The sequence below is a fragment of the Pseudomonas tensinigenes genome, from assembly GCF_014268445.2.
Classification (GTDB): Bacteria; Pseudomonadota; Gammaproteobacteria; order Pseudomonadales; family Pseudomonadaceae; genus Aquipseudomonas; species Aquipseudomonas tensinigenes.
In genome coordinates this window covers 3,394,644-3,410,943 of the sequence record NZ_CP077089.1, presented here as the reverse complement: position 1 = coordinate 3,410,943, position 16,300 = coordinate 3,394,644, and the positions used below count along the sequence as shown (strand labels likewise).

13 protein-coding genes are annotated in these 16,300 nt (G+C 58.8%); 4 read left to right on the top strand and 9 right to left on the bottom strand.

The annotated features are described in order from the left end of the window. Positions 1–14: 14 nt before the first annotated feature. The 7 genes from HU718_RS14990 to HU718_RS14960 form a co-directional block, all read right to left on the bottom strand. Positions 15–1,172 carry a response regulator gene (locus tag HU718_RS14990; protein WP_095118978.1) on the bottom strand — a complete coding sequence of 386 codons (1,158 nt, stop codon included), beginning with the start codon at positions 1,170–1,172 and terminating at the stop codon, positions 15–17. 139 nt (positions 1,173–1,311) lie between these two features. Then, complete coding sequence (locus HU718_RS14985) at positions 1,312–1,800, bottom strand: DUF2867 domain-containing protein (protein ID WP_186615235.1); 489 nt, start codon at positions 1,798–1,800, stop codon at positions 1,312–1,314. A 187-nt stretch (positions 1,801–1,987) separates the two neighbouring features. Then, positions 1,988–3,334: a glutamine synthetase family protein gene (locus tag HU718_RS14980; RefSeq protein ID WP_186615237.1), complete on the bottom strand. Its 1,347-nt coding sequence runs from the start codon at positions 3,332–3,334 to the stop codon at positions 1,988–1,990. Between the two features lie 19 nt (positions 3,335–3,353). Further along, a complete protein-coding gene (locus tag HU718_RS14975; protein WP_007913292.1) occupies positions 3,354–3,911 on the bottom strand; it encodes a helix-turn-helix domain-containing protein in 558 nt (185 codons plus the stop codon). A gap of 25 nt (positions 3,912–3,936) precedes the next feature. Next, a complete protein-coding gene (locus tag HU718_RS14970; protein WP_186615239.1) occupies positions 3,937–5,226 on the bottom strand; it encodes an NAD(P)/FAD-dependent oxidoreductase in 1,290 nt (429 codons plus the stop codon). A 68-nt stretch (positions 5,227–5,294) separates the two neighbouring features. Continuing rightward, a complete protein-coding gene (locus HU718_RS14965; protein WP_186615241.1) occupies positions 5,295–6,629 on the bottom strand; it encodes an ATP-binding protein in 1,335 nt (444 codons plus the stop codon). Next, entirely contained in the window at positions 6,626–7,348 is a 723-nt protein-coding gene (locus tag HU718_RS14960) for a response regulator (RefSeq protein WP_186615243.1), read from the bottom strand. The genes HU718_RS14965 and HU718_RS14960 overlap by 4 nt, the downstream gene beginning before the upstream one ends. Before the next feature lie 147 nt (positions 7,349–7,495). Here HU718_RS14960 and HU718_RS14955 point away from each other — a divergent pair, with 147 nt between their 5' ends. The 3 genes from HU718_RS14955 (at position 7,496) to proP (ending at position 10,223) form a co-directional block, all read left to right on the top strand. After that, entirely contained in the window at positions 7,496–7,807 is a 312-nt protein-coding gene (locus HU718_RS14955) for a hypothetical protein (RefSeq protein ID WP_095118992.1), read from the top strand. Continuing rightward, a complete protein-coding gene (locus HU718_RS14950) occupies positions 7,807–8,466 on the top strand; it encodes a DUF3313 domain-containing protein (protein WP_186615245.1) in 660 nt (219 codons plus the stop codon). The genes HU718_RS14955 and HU718_RS14950 overlap by 1 nt, the downstream gene beginning before the upstream one ends. Positions 8,467–8,717: 251 nt before the next feature. After that, complete coding sequence (gene proP, locus HU718_RS14945) at positions 8,718–10,223, top strand: glycine betaine/L-proline transporter ProP (RefSeq protein WP_095118994.1); 1,506 nt, start codon at positions 8,718–8,720, stop codon at positions 10,221–10,223. Between the two features lie 129 nt (positions 10,224–10,352). On the opposite strand, the gene HU718_RS14940 is transcribed toward proP, so the two are convergent. After that, positions 10,353–13,949: an AAA domain-containing protein gene (locus HU718_RS14940; RefSeq protein WP_186615247.1), complete on the bottom strand. Its 3,597-nt coding sequence runs from the start codon at positions 13,947–13,949 to the stop codon at positions 10,353–10,355. A gap of 80 nt (positions 13,950–14,029) precedes the next feature. Continuing rightward, positions 14,030–14,635, bottom strand: a complete 606-nt coding sequence (locus HU718_RS14935) for a TetR/AcrR family transcriptional regulator (protein WP_186615249.1) — start codon at positions 14,633–14,635, stop codon at positions 14,030–14,032. 157 nt (positions 14,636–14,792) lie between these two features. Here HU718_RS14935 and HU718_RS14930 point away from each other — a divergent pair, with 157 nt between their 5' ends. Further along, positions 14,793–16,175, top strand: coding sequence for an aspartate aminotransferase family protein (locus tag HU718_RS14930; protein WP_186615251.1), 1,383 nt, complete (start codon positions 14,793–14,795; stop codon positions 16,173–16,175). Positions 16,176–16,300: the final 125 nt, after the last annotated feature.

Genomic DNA, 16,300 nt, shown 5'->3' with positions numbered 1-16,300 from the left:
CGGATTCGCGAGGTTCAGGGACGGTCGGCAATCTGCTCAAGCAGAGCTACCTGCCTGGCCATGTCTTGGTCACTGTCGGCGAAGCGCTCGGCAATTTCGCGAAACTGCTCGGCATTGGCCAGAAACGCGTCACAGATGTCCGGATCAAAATGCGAACCCCGGCCTTCGCGGATGATTTTCACCGCTTGCTCGTGGGGCATGCCGGGCTTGTACACGCGGCGACTGATCAGCGCATCGTAGACATCCGCCACAGCCATCAATCGGGCGCTGATCGGTATGTCATCGGTGGCCACGCCTTGCGGATAGCCACTGCCATCCCATTTTTCTTGATGGCCGTAGGCAATTTCCTTGGCCAGATGAAGGAAGTCGACATTTATGCCCAACTGATCCTCGGCGTGCTGGATGGCGTCGCGCCCCAAGGTGGTGTGGGTCTTCATGATTTCGAACTCTTCGGCGGTGAGTCGTCCCGGTTTGAGCAGGATGCGATCGGGAATGCCAATCTTGCCGATATCGTGCAGCGGTGCCGATTTGAAGAGCAGCTTGATCGTGTCCTCGTCGAGGAAGTCGCGGAAGCGCGGGTGATTGCGCAACAGCTCAGCGAGACGTTTGATGTAATGCTGGGTGCGGCGAATGTGGTTGCCGGTTTCGTTGTCACGGGTTTCGGCCAGCGAGGCCATGGCGTGGATCGTGACATCCTGGATGGCGATCACCTCGCGGGTACGCCGTTGCACTTCCTGCTCCAGAAAATCGTTCTGATTGCGCAGAAAATCAGCAACCGCCTTGAGCTTGATCTGGGTCTCGACCCTGGCCATGAGCACCGGAGGGATGATTGGCTTGGTGATGTAATCCGCAGCACCGAGGCTCAAGCCGCGAATCTCGTCCTCCGTAGCGGTCATCGAGGTCAGGAAAATGATCGGAATATGGCGAATGCGAGCGTCAAGCTTGAGCTGTTCGGCAACGTCATAACCGGACAGGCCGGGCATCATGATGTCCAGCAGGATCAGATCGGGAAGCGGGTCGGCCTGAAGAAGGCGCAGGGCTTTTTCGCCGCTGTTGGCGGCCTTGACCCGATATTTGTCCTTGAGCAACTCGGCGATGAGCATCAGGTTATCAGGGGTATCGTCGACCACCAGAACGGTCGCTGATGGATAAACGCCGTGAGTGCTATCCATGGTTGTTGGCTCCCTTGCCAGGCAATTAAGGAGTCGGCGTACTTGCACCAATCTCTTGCTGGCAAGCGTAGCTAGAAAAGCTGCAATCGCTAGGTGGAGACTGGTCGATAGCGGCCCCTCCTGACGCTGGCGTCGACAATCACGTTTCGGCGGCGCCTGTCTCGCGTTTCAGACGCTCGAGGTCCCTATTGACCAGCAGCTTATGGACCAACCCAACCGGCAACATATAGAGGCGCCCAAAGACGTTATGCGTTACGACAGACGATGTGATTGTGAACACACGATCTGTTATCGAAAGACAAATCATGACATCCAGGTGCCGGTCTCTCACGCTCAGAATGAGCAGGTCGGGGGCGCTATGCTCCACCAGAAAAAAATCCAGTTTTTCGCCAGGCAGTAGTACCTCTCGACGGACGCCAGAGAAACCGCCGATGCGCTTGACTCCAAATAACGAAGAAATCGCATCCCTCGTTCGAAACGCCAGCCGCATGAACAGTCCCGGCTCGGCCCGCATGAAGTTCCAGGCATCAAGAGTGGTGATTTCAACAGGCAGCAGCACCGATCTGCTGTGATAGTAATCAAGGTCGGGCAATGCACTCAGGGTGTGAGCAGGTGATGGGGTGGTCAAACGTGATTCCTTTCAATGGGCCGACTTGTCATTTGACCATCACTTCCCTTGCTACTCTGCGCAACGACTGTGGAGATACGCCCAGTTTACGATCGCGCATTATCAAGTGATCTTCGATTTCCACATGAACAGGCGTGCAATGCGCTCAAAAGCGGCCATTTAAGGCGCGCTCTGGATAAGCACCGCCTCACATATACCACCGATACTCCCGAGCCCCAATCTCCTGCATAAACGCCAAATGATCCTGACGTTTATTCTCGCAATACACATCGACAAACTCCGCGCCCAGCCCCTCGCGCAACTGCGGCTGATGCTGCATCGCGCGTACGGCTTCGAACATCTCCTTGGGGAAATCAATTCCGCTGCTGCGGTCTTCATTGAGCGGCGCAATGGGCTCCTTGCCCGATTCCAGCCCCTGCTCCAGCCCCACCAGAATCGCCGCCAACACCAGATACGGATTGGCATCCGCCCCGGCCAAGCGATATTCAACCCGAAGATTCTTCACGTCCGACTCCGGAATCCGCAAACACGCATCACGATCCTCAAAACCCCAACTGGCCTTGGTCGCGGTGTTCACCGTACCGCCCAAGCGGCGCATCGAGTTCTGGTTCGGCGCGAAGATCGGCATGCTGTGCGGCAGCAATTCCAGGCACCCGGCGACTGCATGGCGTAGCGGCTGCTGCTCATTCGCGGCCAGCAGATTATTGCCCGCCGAATCGTAGAGGCTGACATGCACATGCATGCCACTGCCCGGATGCTGCAAGTACGGCTTGGCCATGAAACTGGCGCGATAGCCGTGTTTAAGCGCAACGCCACGCGTGCTGCGACAGAACAACGCGGCCCAATCCGCCGCGCGCAAACCGTCGTCGAGATGGCCGAAGTTGATTTCAAACTGACCGGGGCCGAGCTCGGCGGTAATCACCGTGGCGTCGATGCCCTGCGCCCGCGTGGCTTCGACCATTTCATCCAGCACCGGCGCGAAGCGTGAAAGGCGTTCGATGTGCAGGTTCGGTTGATCATCGGCATCGTCGGTCAGGTCGTCGCGGGGGAATTGCGGGAGACCGTCGCGCAGCTTTTTGTCGAACAGATAAAACTCCAGCTCGAACGCCACCACCGGATGAATGCCTTTGCGCGCCAGACGCTTGAGCACCTGCGCGAGGACTTCACGGGGCTCGAACTCGATAGGTTTTTCGGTGCCGTCCGAGGTGATCAGCATTTGCCCCAGCGGCTGCGCTTCCCACGTCACCGGTTTCAGTGTGCCAGGCACCAAGCGGCGCACGGCATCCGGGTCACCATCGTTGAAGCAGTAATCGCCGATCGGAAACAAACCACCCTGCACGCCCAGCAGTACGCAATTCTGCGGCAGCTTCAGGACGCTGCCGGCGGCGACTTTTTCGAGCATGTCGATTGGATAACGCTTGCCATAGAAGTGCCCGGGAATGTCCAGGCAAATCAGGTCGACATAACGCACCTCGGGGTAGCGTTGGCGAAAGGCACGCACTTCGGCGAGCAGGTCAGCGCAGACAGCGTCCATCGTTCATCCTTTGTTGTGATCAGGTGTAGACCCAGAGCACGCGGGTCAGCTGCTCGGTGAGGTTGCCGTAGCGACAGCGGGTGTGGCTGTCGAATTGAAAGCTGTCGCCGGCTTTCAACGTGGTCGGTTCTTCGTCGTCGCCCAGCCATAAGGTCAGCTCGCCTTCGAGGACGTAACCGCCCTGCTCCGAGCTGTCGGTCAGATGGCGATCGCCGCTGCTCGCGCCTGCTTCGAGATGACTTTCGAGCATCGAGAACGAGGCGCGGATCTGCGGCGACACCAGAATGTCGGTGATGCCATTGGCGTAATACAACGTGCGACGCTCGTCCGGGCGCGTCACCCACGGCAACTCCTTGGGCTTGGGCAGGCTGTAGAAATAGGTGGTTGGCACGCCGAAGGTTTCGCTGATTGCGGTCAGGTCCGCCACGGTGGGCCGCGACAGTCCGCGCTCGACCTGCGAGAGAAAACCCACCGAGCGGCCGATCTTGTCGGCCAGTTCCTTGAGGGTCCACTTCTTGTGCTTGCGCAGGTCGTGGATAAGGATCGCCAGCGCGGCGATTTCTTCTTGCTTGTTCATGGTCGCCGATTCCGAAAAAGTCTCATCAAATGCTGTCGCGCAGTCGATACCAGGCCTTGCCGATGGCCTCCAGCGGTGCAGCGAAATGTTTGCCGCCGGGGAAACGGCCATTGCTCAAGCCCTGATACAACGCTAGTTCATCCGCGTCGCCAAGAATCGCATCGGACACCGCACGCGCGGCGGCCAATGTCGGCAGAACGCCGTGGCCCGAGTAGCCTTGCAGCCAATAACGGTTGCCCTCGCCGCCAACGTCCGGCGTGCGCTTGATCGTCAGATCGATGTGCCCGCCCCAGGCAAACTCGATGCCGACGCCCTTGAGCTGCGGGAACACCCGCTCGAGAAACGGCCGCGTCGCTGCCGCGATGTCCTTGGGCATACCGCCCAGATAGGTACAGCCGCCACCGAACAACAAACGGTTGTCCGGCGTGCGTCTGAAGTAATCGAGGACGAACTGGTTGTCGGTCACGCACACGTTGCGCGGCAACAGAGCCGTGACCTGCTCTGACGCCAGCGGTGCAGTGGCGACCTGGTAAGTGCCCACCGGCAGAATGCAGCTGGACAGTTGCGTGTCGAGTTCATCGAGGTAAGCGTTGCACGCCAGCACCAGCACATCGGCGCGCACTGAACCGCGCTCGGTGTTGACCCGGAAACCGTCGCCCTGCTCCTGATAACTCAACGCTTTGCTTTGCTCGTGGATACGCCCGCCGGCTCGCTCGATGGCATCCGCCAGGCCCAGCGCCAGTTTCAGTGGATTGAGGTGCGCGCCCTCAGGGTCGTAAAGCCCGGCCTGATAGCGGTCGGTGGCCACCCAATCCGGCAGTTGTTCACGCGGAATGAACTGCAACACATCGTGGCCCCACTTGTGGCTGGCCTCGTGTTGCCATTCGCTGAGCAGACTGACCCGGCGCGACATCACCGATGTCCATAGGTGCCCGGGGCGATAATCGATATCGAAGCCGTGACGACCCGGCAATTCACGCAGTTCCCGAGCGGCCCAACGCATACCGTCCCACAATCGTTTCGCCCGTTCATGACCGAGTGCAGCTTCCAGCGGCGGCATATCGCACGACCAGCCGAGAATGGCTTGCCCGCCGTTGCGGCCCGACGCGGCCCACGCCACGCGACTGGCCTCCAGCACGATCACGCGTTTACCCGCCAAGGCCAGACGCAACGCCGTGTGCAGACCACTGAATCCGGCGCCGATGATCACCACGTCGGCATCATGTTCGCCTTCAAGCACCGGCCGATGGCTCAGAATATCGGCGCAACTGTGGGCGTAATAGCTGTCGACGTGCTGGCTGGATTGCAGGAACATTCGCGGCCTCATGAAATTATCTTTTTATAATTTCATGAAAATCTACAGAATAAATTTCACGCCAGCAACTATCCGTTACGCGGCAATTCGACCCGCGCCAGCAATCCGTGGCCACTACGGTTGCTCAACGTCAGTTCTCCGCCCTGCTCTCGCACAATCGCCCGCGCCGCTGAAAGCCCCAGGCCAACACCACCAGTGTCGCGATTGCGTGAAGCTTCGAGGCGAAAGAACGGATCGAAAACCTGCTCAAGCGCCGCCTCGGGAATACCAGGACCGTCGTCGCTGACCTCGATGCAGATCGAATACTCGTCACGCCTCAACGCAATGACCGGACGCTGCGCATACTTCAGCGCATTTTCCAGCAGATTGACGATCACCCGCTTGATCCCCAGCGGCCGGCCTTCGTACACCAGATGCGCCGGGCCATCGAAATCGACATGAAGGTGTTGATCGCGGTAGTCATCGACGATGGTCTGCAGCAGTTCCGACAGATCGAACGCGGTGTTCTGCTCGCGGTGCGTGTCTTCGCGGAAGAACGCCAACGCGGCGTTGATCATCGATTGCATCTCTTCCACATCGCGAATCAGTTTGCCCTGATGATCGAGGTCTTCCATGAATTCGCTGCGCAAGCGCATGCGTGTCAGCGGTGCGCGCAGGTCGTGGGAAATTGACGCGAGCATGTGCGTGCGCTCGGCGATGAAGTGCTGGATCTGCGCCTGCATGGTGTTGAAGGCGATGATCGCCTGACGAATTTCGTCAGGGCCTTCGAGCTTGATCGGCGGTGCGCGCAGGTCGGTGCCGAAGCGTCTGGCGGCACGCGTGAAACGCTGCAACGGGTTGGCCAGTTGCCGGGTGGCGACCCAGGCGACCAGCAACGTGGCAATCAGTCCCAAGGCAATGACGATCGCGATACGCACGCCAAACTCCAGACCCCAACTGCGCTCCGGCGGGATAAATGACAACCAACTGCCATCGACCAATTGCACGACGGCGGCGTAATGCGCCTGGGGACTGCCGTTCGGCCAGTCGCCTGGGCTGAACACCTCGATTTTTCGATCAATGCCCAGCAGTTGCTGGAGCACCGGCACCCTGCTCGCTGGCAGGCGAAGCCCGTCATTGGGCAGATCGAAATCCGCGCGCTGCGCTTGCCACGACACTTGCAGCATGGCGCTGCTCGCCGCCGCGGCCAGTTGCGGGCGCAGGTTGGCCGGGGCCGCTTCGATCACCCGCGAGGTCGCGGCAATCTGCTCCAGCAGGCCGGTGCGTTCAATCGGTGGTCGCGCCCAGATGCCGGCGACTTGTACGAACAGTGCATTCAACGCCAGCGACGCGACCATCGCTGCCACGATGGTCAGGGCGATGTGCCGGCGCAGCGTGTCGCCACGCCACAGTCGACGGATCATGAGCGTGTGACCTTGGCGGTGAACAAATAGCCGCCGTTGCGCACCGTACGAATCAGGTCCGGGCGCTTGCTGTCCGGTTCGATCTTGCGCCGCAGGCGACTGACTTGCACATCGATGCTGCGGTCGAAAGCGTCATGGCCGTGGCCGTGGGTCAGGTCGATCAGTTGCTCGCGGGTGAGGATGCGCTGCGGGTGATCGAGGAACACCACCAGCAAATCGAACTCGCCGCCGGACAGCGGAATCATCACGTTTTCCGGCGAGCGCAATTCGCGGCAGGTGATGTCCAGATGCCAACCGGCGAAGCCAATCACCGGGCGTGAAGGCTCAACTGCTTGACGCTGTTCGCTGGCGCGACGCTGCAAGGCGCGCACCCGGGCGAGCAATTCCTGCGGGGCGAACGGTTTGGTCAGGTAATCGTCCGCGCCCAACTCCAGGCCGACAATGCGATCACTCAACTCGGCCATGGCGGTGAGCATGATGATCGGAATGCCCAGCTGCGCGCGCACTTTCTGGCACAGGCTCAGGCCGCTTTCGCCGGGCATCATCAGATCAAGAATGATCGTGTCCGGACGGTTCTGCGCGATCGCCGCCCACATGGCCTCGCCGTGCGGCGCCACGTCGACTTCATAGGCGTGCTGCACGAAGAACTTCTTCAGCAGCGCGAGGATTTCCACGTCGTCGTCGACGAACAGCAGTCTGCTCACAGTCACAGGATCCATGCACCAAAAAAAGCCAATCTAAAGCCATTTTGCCGCCCGGGTCATTTATTTCAATCGAGCAACATTTCTACGCAGCAGACATCAAGCGGACATTCTCTGGCAAAACCTCGCGGGCATTCTGCGGCTATTTCCAACGGGGGGATTGGCATGAAGGTATTGAACAGCAAACCGGGCATCACGCAGCACAACGGTAATCGGCCGTTGATTCTAAGCCAGCGCACCGCAGCGCTCGGCCCGGACACACCGGTGGTGTTTCAGGAATCGTGCATGGGGGTTTCCCCTGATCAAAGCACAGTAGTGCTGCGCCGTTACTTCGAGCATTTCAGCCCGACCAACGCGCACTGGGTGGAATACGTGCACAGCGTCAACACCGCTGACCTCATGAACTGGATCATGGCCCATGGTCGATTGCACATCGAATGCTCGGACAACCTGGCGCAAAACAAGGAAGCCGTTTGATGTCGCGTATTCGTTCACTGTCGCTGTCCATTGTCACCACGTTGAGCCTGGCGGCGTGCAGCAGCAAAACGCCGGAACACGCCGGGTTTCTGCGTGACTACAGCGTGTTGGCCGAGCGCCGGTCGCCGTCCGGGCAGCCCGTGTTGGCGTGGGTCAGCCCGGCCCTCGCCCGTGGTCGATACACGCAGGTTTATCTGGCGCCGAGTCAGTTCTACCCGAGTGCCGAGCCGACACAACGGATTCCGCTGAGCACCCTGTCCGGCGTTACTGACTACTACGATGCGGCGCTGCGGCTGGAATTGAGCAAAGTGATGCATCTGGTCAATCAACCCGGGCCGAACACCCTGATAGTGCGCCCCGCTATCACTCAAGTGGCGACCAGTACTCAGGGTTTGCGCTTTTATGAATGGCTGCCGGTCACCCTCGTCGCTGCCGGTGTCAGTACGGCGACCGGCATCCGTGATCAGGACAGCGAGGTTGCCACCGAAGTGTCGTTCGAGGACGGTTCGACCGGCGAAGTGATTGCCGAAGTGGTGCGCAAAGGCACCGGGGTGCCGCTGGAGAACGACAGGCAGGTGCTGACCGCCGATGACGTCAAAGTCGTGCTGGATGGCTGGGCCAGCGACCTGCGGCAATCGTATACGGCCATCCGCCGGTAAACACATATCCCCTGTAGGAGCTGTCGAAGGCTGCGATCTTGTTGGGACGCGGAGCGTCCTCCGGCTGCATTACCACGCAGAGCGTGGGAACGATCAATCGCAGCCTTCGGCAGCTCCTACACAGGTGCGCAAGGAAAAAAAGCGCCAGGCAGTGAATTATTTCGTGTCCTCATGTATCTGAGCCAAAGAGTACGCGCCATCAAAAAGATGGCATCTACGCGGTACGATGGATCAGCAAAGAGAAGACCCGGATGAAATCACGCAAGAAAACCGTCAAGCCGATCGGCCTGAACGACATCACCATTGTCGACGACGCCAAGATGCGCAAGGCGATCACCGCCGCCGCACTGGGCAATGCCATGGAATGGTTCGACTTTGGTGTGTACGGCTTCGTCGCCTATGTACTCGGCAAAGTGTTCTTCCCCGGCGCCGACCCCGGCACGCAGATGATCGCCGCGCTGGCGACGTTCTCGGTGCCCTTCCTGATCCGGCCGCTGGGCGGCTTGTTCTTCGGCGCATTGGGTGACAAGTACGGACGACAGAAAGTCCTCGCCGCGACCATCGTGATCATGTCGCTGAGCACCTTCGCCATCGGCCTGATTCCGTCCTATGCCTCGATCGGCATCTGGGCGCCGATCCTGCTGTTGCTGGCGAAAATGGCCCAGGGTTTCTCTGTCGGTGGCGAATACACTGGTGCGTCAATCTTCGTCGCTGAATATGCGCCGGACCGCAAGCGCGGGTTCCTCGGCAGTTGGCTCGACTTCGGCTCGATTGCCGGTTTCGTCCTCGGTGCCGGCGTGGTGGTGCTGATCTCGACGACGCTGGGCGAGGCGAAGTTTGAGGAATGGGGCTGGCGCCTGCCGTTCTTCCTCGCCTTGCCACTGGGCATGATCGGCCTCTACTTGCGTCACGCGCTGGAAGAAACCCCGGCGTTCCAGCAGCACGTCGAAAAGCTTGAGCAAGGCGATCGCGAAGGCCTCGCCGGCGGCCCGAAAGTCTCGTTCAAAGAGGTCGCGACCAAACACTGGCGCAGCCTGATGACCTGCATCGGCGTGGTGGCGGTGACGAACGTTACCTACTACATGCTGCTCACCTACATGCCGAGCTACCTGTCGCACAACCTGCACTACAGCGAAAACCGTGGCGTGCTGATCATCATCGCGATCATGGTCGGCATGCTCTTCGTGCAGCCGGCGATTGGTTTTATCAGCGACAAGATTGGCCGCAAACCCTTCATCGTCGTCGGCAGCATCGGTTTGTTCATTCTGGCGATTCCGGCGTTCATGCTGATCAACAGCGGCAAGATCGGTTTGATCTTCGCCGGCCTGCTGATGCTGGCCGTGCTGCTGAACTTCTTTATCGGCGTCATGGCCTCGACCCTGCCGGCGATGTTCCCCACGCACATTCGCTACAGCGCGCTGGCGGCAGCTTTCAACGTTTCGGTATTGATTGCCGGCCTGACCCCGACCGTGGTCGCCTGGCTGGTCGAGAGCACCAACAATCTGTACATGCCGGCGTATTACCTGATGGTGATTGCCGTGGTCGGTCTGGTCACCGGTGTGACCATGAAGGAAACCGCCAACAAGCCATTGCGTGGCGCCGCGCCGGCGGCGTCTGACCTGGAAGAGGCGAAGGAATTGCTGCAAGAGCATCACGACAACATCGAGCAGAAGATCGAAGACATCGATGCTGAAATTGCCGAACTGGAGGAGAAGCGCAAGTTGCTGGTGCAGCAGCATCCGCGGATCAAAGAGTGACGTTGTCCGCCTGAACAGCGGTCATGCCTGCGCCCACACGCAAGGTTCGGCTGCGGTCTTGGCAGGCGCAACAGTCACCACTGGAGCTCCTGCCGGACAACGACGGCAATGCTGGGGCAAGCCTGTATTTCAGGCCTGACCCAGTCTTTGTTTCAAAGCACTTATCAGCGCTGGATCACGCAACTCGACGCTGGTTTCACGACGCAACGCCAATGATCGGTGGGTGGTCGTCGCGCAGTATTGATAGTAGCTGTGCGACAGCCAGTTCCAGCTCCCCACCGTTGCCACCTGATCATCCACCAGGAGGATTTTCTCGTGGGTTCCCTCCGGTAAACGCACGACAGATTCGGCGCCCAGTTCACGCTGATACGCAATGATCAGACCGGCGTCGCCATCATCGGCATTTTTCTGTCCCAGCCCGTCATAGCCGTAATAAACAGTGACCTTGATCCCGCGCTCCTGGGCGGTGCGCAGCAGTTTGAGCGGCGGGTGATTGCGGTTGATGCCCTGGCGAATCCAGGGCACTACCACCGTGAAGGAGCGCTGAGACGCCGATAGCAATGTGTCGAATGCGCTGATGTGATCACAGTCGAAATAATGCTTCACGCCGTTGGCATTAACGCTCGCATAGGTTGGGCTCTGGTGTTCCATGCTGACAAAGAAGGAGGCCGAGCACACTTCTGCCATTTTCTTCAGCGACTTCCCGGCAGCCAGCAGACGCTGCTGGTTACCGACCACGATAAATTGCTGTTTTGCCCTCGATACGGCGACATTCAGCAGATTGGGTTTGCCGTTTTGAAAGTTGTTCCGGTCAGTGCGCTGAAAAATAACCGGCGAGTAAATGATGACTTCAAAACCTACGCCCTGGAACTGATGGACAGATCCGATCTTGAGCGCCTGACTTTGTTTCATTCGCTGACCGTAGGCTTTGATCAGCAGGTTTTTCTGGTTGGAATACGGCGTGATGATCCCGACATCTTTGGTCAGGTCGTAGCCGGCCGCTTCCAGTTTGTCCAATAACAGCCCGATGGCCTCGACTTCATCCTGATTGGTGTTGGGCATCGCGCCTCTGCGGCCCTGTACACCATAAAACATGAGGTTGAAGCCGCCCATGCTGTCACAAGCGGCGCCAATACGCGCTTCAGGGGCGCTGGTGCAAACCTGTACACCCCGATAGCCGGCGATCTGCATGAACAGCTCGGCAATGGCGGGCTGACACCGTCTGTGTTCATCCAGAACGATACCGTTGCCCATATCGGTTACAGCGCCACTCAATGTGCCAGCGGCGCGATGATAAGCGGTGACCAGCATCGGTGAGACCGCCTCGTACAGGGTGTTATCGGCAAAATAGTGCGCCTTGAGTTTGTCCGCCGTGGCTTTACCCAATCCGCGAATCGGCTCGATTTGCATCGGGTCACCGACCACGATCGCCCGTTGGCTGCGGGCCAATAGCGGCACCAGCGATTCCGCCGAAATCATCCCGGCCTCATCTACCAGACTGAGCGCATACGGAGCAAAACCGTTCAGATCGCCCAGTTTGTATCCGGCCAGTTTCTGCACCGAGGCCAATGTCGAGGCCATGACCGGATAGGCAAGACTGACCAGTCGATAGAACTCGTCGAGTTTGTCCTTCCATTTGTAGAAACCGCTGTCGAGTTGCCCGTTCAACAGGTTGCACCACAAGGGCAATACCTGGGCGAGAGCGGCTTTTTGCCGAAGCAGTTCTTGCCATAGGTAGTCGACGGCGGATTCGAATATTTCCCGCTGTTGCGCAATAAAGCGTTTGCGCAGCACTTCCACCCAATCCCCTTCAGGGAACTCACTGTGCAAATCATGATGAGCCTTGTTGTAGCTGGCCCAATCGCGGGTTCGCTGAACAAGTTGCTCGATGGCCATGACCAGCGCTTTGATTTGCTCTTCGTGCGCGGTATCGGGCAGCCCCAACCGCAAAATATCCAGGGTTTCTTGCGTCGTACTGAGTTGATACAGCGCCCTGCGATTGCGCGCCAACTCGGCGAACTGGACATCGCTCAGGCTCGCTAACTGGTAGCGAGAGAACTCATCCGAAAATGACTTTTGCAGATGACTGCGCGCACGCGTGTATTTGCTTCGTTGTATCCAGGCCAGCAAGGGCGCAAACAATCCTGTCGGATAGTCGGCGTAGTGATGTTCAAGCGTCTCGCTGAGCGTACTGGCGAGCCATTCCTCATAGGCAGTTTCGGCGAACGGAGCATCAATCAGCCTGCTGTAGTGTCGAGACAAGCATTCCATCGCCTGAGCATGCCGGTTTTTGTGTGCCGCGACCTCGACGAGGGCATGTTTGCACTGCGCCGAGAGGACGCTTAACTCCGCAGGTTGCTCGCGCGCGGCGGGCATTTTCAGCGCGATGCCCTTCTCGGCCACTTCACGCTTGAGTGTTTCCAGGCGCGCCTGGAACACTTCGGGTGAAGGGGCGGCCAATGCCGCTGTCGCCTGATCAAGGGTTCGAGTCAGAACGAGGAAGCGAGCGAAAACCCCGTCGATCAGCTGTCGGATTGCTGTTATCCGGTTGGCAAGCGAACCCTGCCGGGTTTTGTCGTACGTCTGCTCATTCAATTGCACCAGCAGTGCATTGACGCGCTCGACTTCGTCAGTGATTTGATTTTTGTCACCGCCGAGGAAATACAACCATTTGAGGTCTTTGAGAGACGGGTCATCGCGAAAATCATCGATGACATTCTCGACGGCTTTCTTGGCAGTGGAGGTCACCACCAATCCCAGGTTGCAGTCTGCGCCACCGATACAGGCCAGCGCCCGCTCGACAAGCTGGCTGGCGATCAGCGATTTGAACAGGGTGGTTTTGCCAGTGCCCGGTGCGCCTTGCACCGCCACCAGCGGCGCACCGCTGGAGACCTGTGTCAGCGTGGCCATCTGGCCTCGCCCCAACGGATATTTGCGTTCGAACAGGCCGTAGGGGAAACGCGTGAATTCAAGCGTCGCAGCAGTGGTGAGCGTGCGCTGCAGAATATATTGCTGGAGCAGCGAGGGTGTTCGGACGTCCGGCCGCTCAAGCAGGATCTTGTAGTCCTTGAGTTGCTCCCTGGAGTTGAAGTCGGTATTCACCTCAGGACAGACCAGCGCAGTAATGTGCTTTTCCAGAAAAATGTCGGAAAGATCGGCGCGATCAGGTTTCAAACCGGCAAGTCGATGATTGACCCAAGCCAGAAAGGTTCGAAACACACTGACAAAGTCCTCGCCCTGTTTACCGGAACAGGCGGCGGCGAGGCTCATCATGTGGCGCTCGGCTCCCAGTTCCTCGATGTCGATGTCGAGGTACTGGCGGAACGCTGCAATATTGGGAACGACTTCAGCGCCTTTCTTCACCGGTACGCACAGATGCAACGCCGGTGTCGACAGGCAATGGTCCGGGACTGAGTAGCGAAACAGCGGCACGAAGAATGATTTGGAACCTTCGATTACTCGCAACAGCGGAAAGCCGATCTGCAGCGGTTCAGTCTGCAACCGTCCCTCTTCGTCCCTTTTTGCAAACCGAACCCTCAAGGCCTCCGATTGCACACTGGACAGCGAGATGAAGAACCCGCTGGCATCTTCCTCGATGTCTTTGCCTTGGAGTCTGATCTCCTGCTCATGCTCCACATCCTGAATCCGGCTTTTAGCGAGCCCGGTCGCCTCGACAAAAGCACACCAACCGCGAAGTACATCCTTGTCTTGCTGATTGCCTTGCATTGACTCATCCAAATTGAAGCAGAAAAAAATCAGCGGTCATTCTACGGCAATGGCTTATTGATAGCACCTCTGCCCCTTTCTCAACTCACCAACATGCCGTGACACAGCAGACTCAACACACTGCGCATGTGCAGCGCATGCGCTTCCCTGTCCGGCGTCGCTTCGGTGGCCAGGCGAATGAACGCCACATTCGCATACTGGTTGAACAACGTCGCCGCGACATCGATATCGATTGATTCGCGGATCTTGCCGACGCGCTGAAAATGTTCCAGCAAGGCCTTGGTTTCCTCGATCACCGCGGTGTTCCACGGATCCAGCGCCCGAGCCAGTTCACCGGTGAACAGAAACGGCGCCAGTTCACGCCACAGCGATGCCGGCATCGCTTGCAACTGGTAATGGGTCATCAGGCCTTCGAACTCGCACAAGGCTTCCAGTGGATCGCTGTCGTCATCCAGATTGGCCCGCGCCTCGCGCATGGCCTGCTCGTCCGGTTGCTTGAGCAGCGCCAGGAGAATCTCCTGCTTGCCGCCGAAATAATTCACCACGGTCGGTGCGGAAACGCCGGCCTGCACGGCGATCTGGTCCAGCGTTGTCGCAGCGAAACCATTGGTTTTGAACAGCTCCAGCGCCGCCGCAGCGATCACTTCCCTGCGCTGTTCCTTCTGCCGCTCTCTGAGTCCGCTCATGTTGCCCCTGATGATCCTTGCCAATGGCCCTCAGCGTACTGAGATCTTTTTTCACCGACAAATATTTTCTTTACAAAAATATTTTTAGGTGACAAAACTTTATCCATGCAGCGCTGCAACGAACGCACTCACTTGCCCTTTGCTCTGGAGATCCGCCATGTCCGCCGAATTCGATTCGACCCGCAGTACCCGCGATTACCAAGCCTCTGACGCCGCTCACCACATCCATGCGTTCGTCGATCAGAAGGCCCTCAACGAGGAAGGCCCGCGGGTGATGGTCAGCGGCGATCGGCTGGCGTTGTGGGACAACGACGGCAAGCGTTACCTGGACGGCATGTCCGGCCTCTGGTGCACCAACCTCGGCTACGGGCGCAAGGATCTGGCCGCCGCCGCGACCGCGCAGCTGGAACAACTGCCCTACTACAACATGTTCTTCCACACCACTCACCCCGCGGTGATTGAACTGTCCGAATTGCTCTTCAGCCTGCTGCCCAAGCACTACAGCCACGCGATCTACACCAACTCCGGCTCCGAAGCCAACGAGGTGCTGATCCGCACCGTGCGCAAGTTCTGGCAGGTGATGGGCAAGCCCGAGAAGAAAATCATGATCGGCCGCTGGAACGGCTACCACGGCTCGACCCTCGCCGCGACAGCATTGGGCGGGATGAAATTCATGCACGAAATGGGCGGCACCATTCCTGATGTCGCGCACATCGATGAGCCGTACTGGTTCGCCCACGAAGGTAATCTCAGCCCGGAAGAATTTGGCCTGCAAGCCGCGCGGCAACTGGAAGAGAAGATTCTCGAGTTGGGCGCCGACAAGGTTGCCGCGTTCGTCGCCGAACCGTTCCAGGGCGCGGGTGGGATGATCATTCCGCCGGCGACTTACTGGCCGGAAATCCAGCGCATCTGTCGTAAATACGATGTGCTGCTGTGTGCTGACGAAGTGATTGGCGGTTTCGGCCGTACCGGCGAATGGTTCGCCCATCAGGCGTTCGGTTTTGAACCGGACACCCTGTCGATCGCCAAGGGCCTGACCTCGGGTTACATCCCCATGGGCGGTTTGATTCTGTCGCGGCGCATGGCCGAGGCGTTGGTAGAAAAAGGTGGCGTGTTTGCACATGGCCTGACCTATTCCGGGCACCCGGTTGCGGCCGCTGTGGCGATTGCCAACCTCAAGGCCTTGCGCGATGAAGGCGTGGTGACTCAGGTGAAAACCGACACCGGGCCGTATCTGCAGAATTGCTTGCGCGAAGTGTTCGGCAATCACCCGTTGGTGGGTGAGATTCAGGGCGTGGGTTTGGTGGCTGCGTTGCAGTTCGCTGAAGACAAGGCCAGCCGCAAGCGCCTTGTCAATGAAAACGACATTGCCTGGCGTTGCCGTACGATCGGCTTTGAGGAGGGGTTGATCATTCGGTCGACATTGGGGCGGATGATCATGGCGCCGGCGTTGATTGCTACGCGCCCGGAGCTGGATGAGCTGATCGACAAAACGCGGATTGCGGTGGATCGGACGGCGCGGGAGTACGGCGTTTTGTGATCGGCTGAAGTGATGGGTTGGCAGAAGCTCCGCTTTCGCGAGCAGGCTCGCTCCCACATTTGGAATGCATTCCACTTTGGCAGCCTGGATGCCTGTTTGAAATGCGATCCCTGTGGGAGCGAGCC

Coding starts and splice junctions, on each gene's coding strand:
- HU718_RS14990 (WP_095118978.1), bottom strand. CDS start 1,172: ATGGATAGCACTCACGGCGTTTATCCATCAGCGACCGTTCTGGTGGTC.
- HU718_RS14980 (WP_186615237.1), bottom strand. CDS start 3,334: ATGGACGCTGTCTGCGCTGACCTGCTCGCCGAAGTGCGTGCCTTTCGC.
- HU718_RS14975 (WP_007913292.1), bottom strand. CDS start 3,911: ATGAACAAGCAAGAAGAAATCGCCGCGCTGGCGATCCTTATCCACGAC.
- HU718_RS14970 (WP_186615239.1), bottom strand. CDS start 5,226: ATGTTCCTGCAATCCAGCCAGCACGTCGACAGCTATTACGCCCACAGT.
- HU718_RS14965 (WP_186615241.1), bottom strand. CDS start 6,629: ATGATCCGTCGACTGTGGCGTGGCGACACGCTGCGCCGGCACATCGCC.
- HU718_RS14960 (WP_186615243.1), bottom strand. CDS start 7,348: ATGGATCCTGTGACTGTGAGCAGACTGCTGTTCGTCGACGACGACGTG.
- HU718_RS14955 (WP_095118992.1), top strand. CDS start 7,496: ATGAAGGTATTGAACAGCAAACCGGGCATCACGCAGCACAACGGTAAT.
- HU718_RS14950 (WP_186615245.1), top strand. CDS start 7,807: ATGTCGCGTATTCGTTCACTGTCGCTGTCCATTGTCACCACGTTGAGC.
- proP (WP_095118994.1), top strand. CDS start 8,718: ATGAAATCACGCAAGAAAACCGTCAAGCCGATCGGCCTGAACGACATC.
- HU718_RS14940 (WP_186615247.1), bottom strand. CDS start 13,949: ATGCAAGGCAATCAGCAAGACAAGGATGTACTTCGCGGTTGGTGTGCT.
- HU718_RS14935 (WP_186615249.1), bottom strand. CDS start 14,635: ATGAGCGGACTCAGAGAGCGGCAGAAGGAACAGCGCAGGGAAGTGATC.
- HU718_RS14930 (WP_186615251.1), top strand. CDS start 14,793: ATGTCCGCCGAATTCGATTCGACCCGCAGTACCCGCGATTACCAAGCC.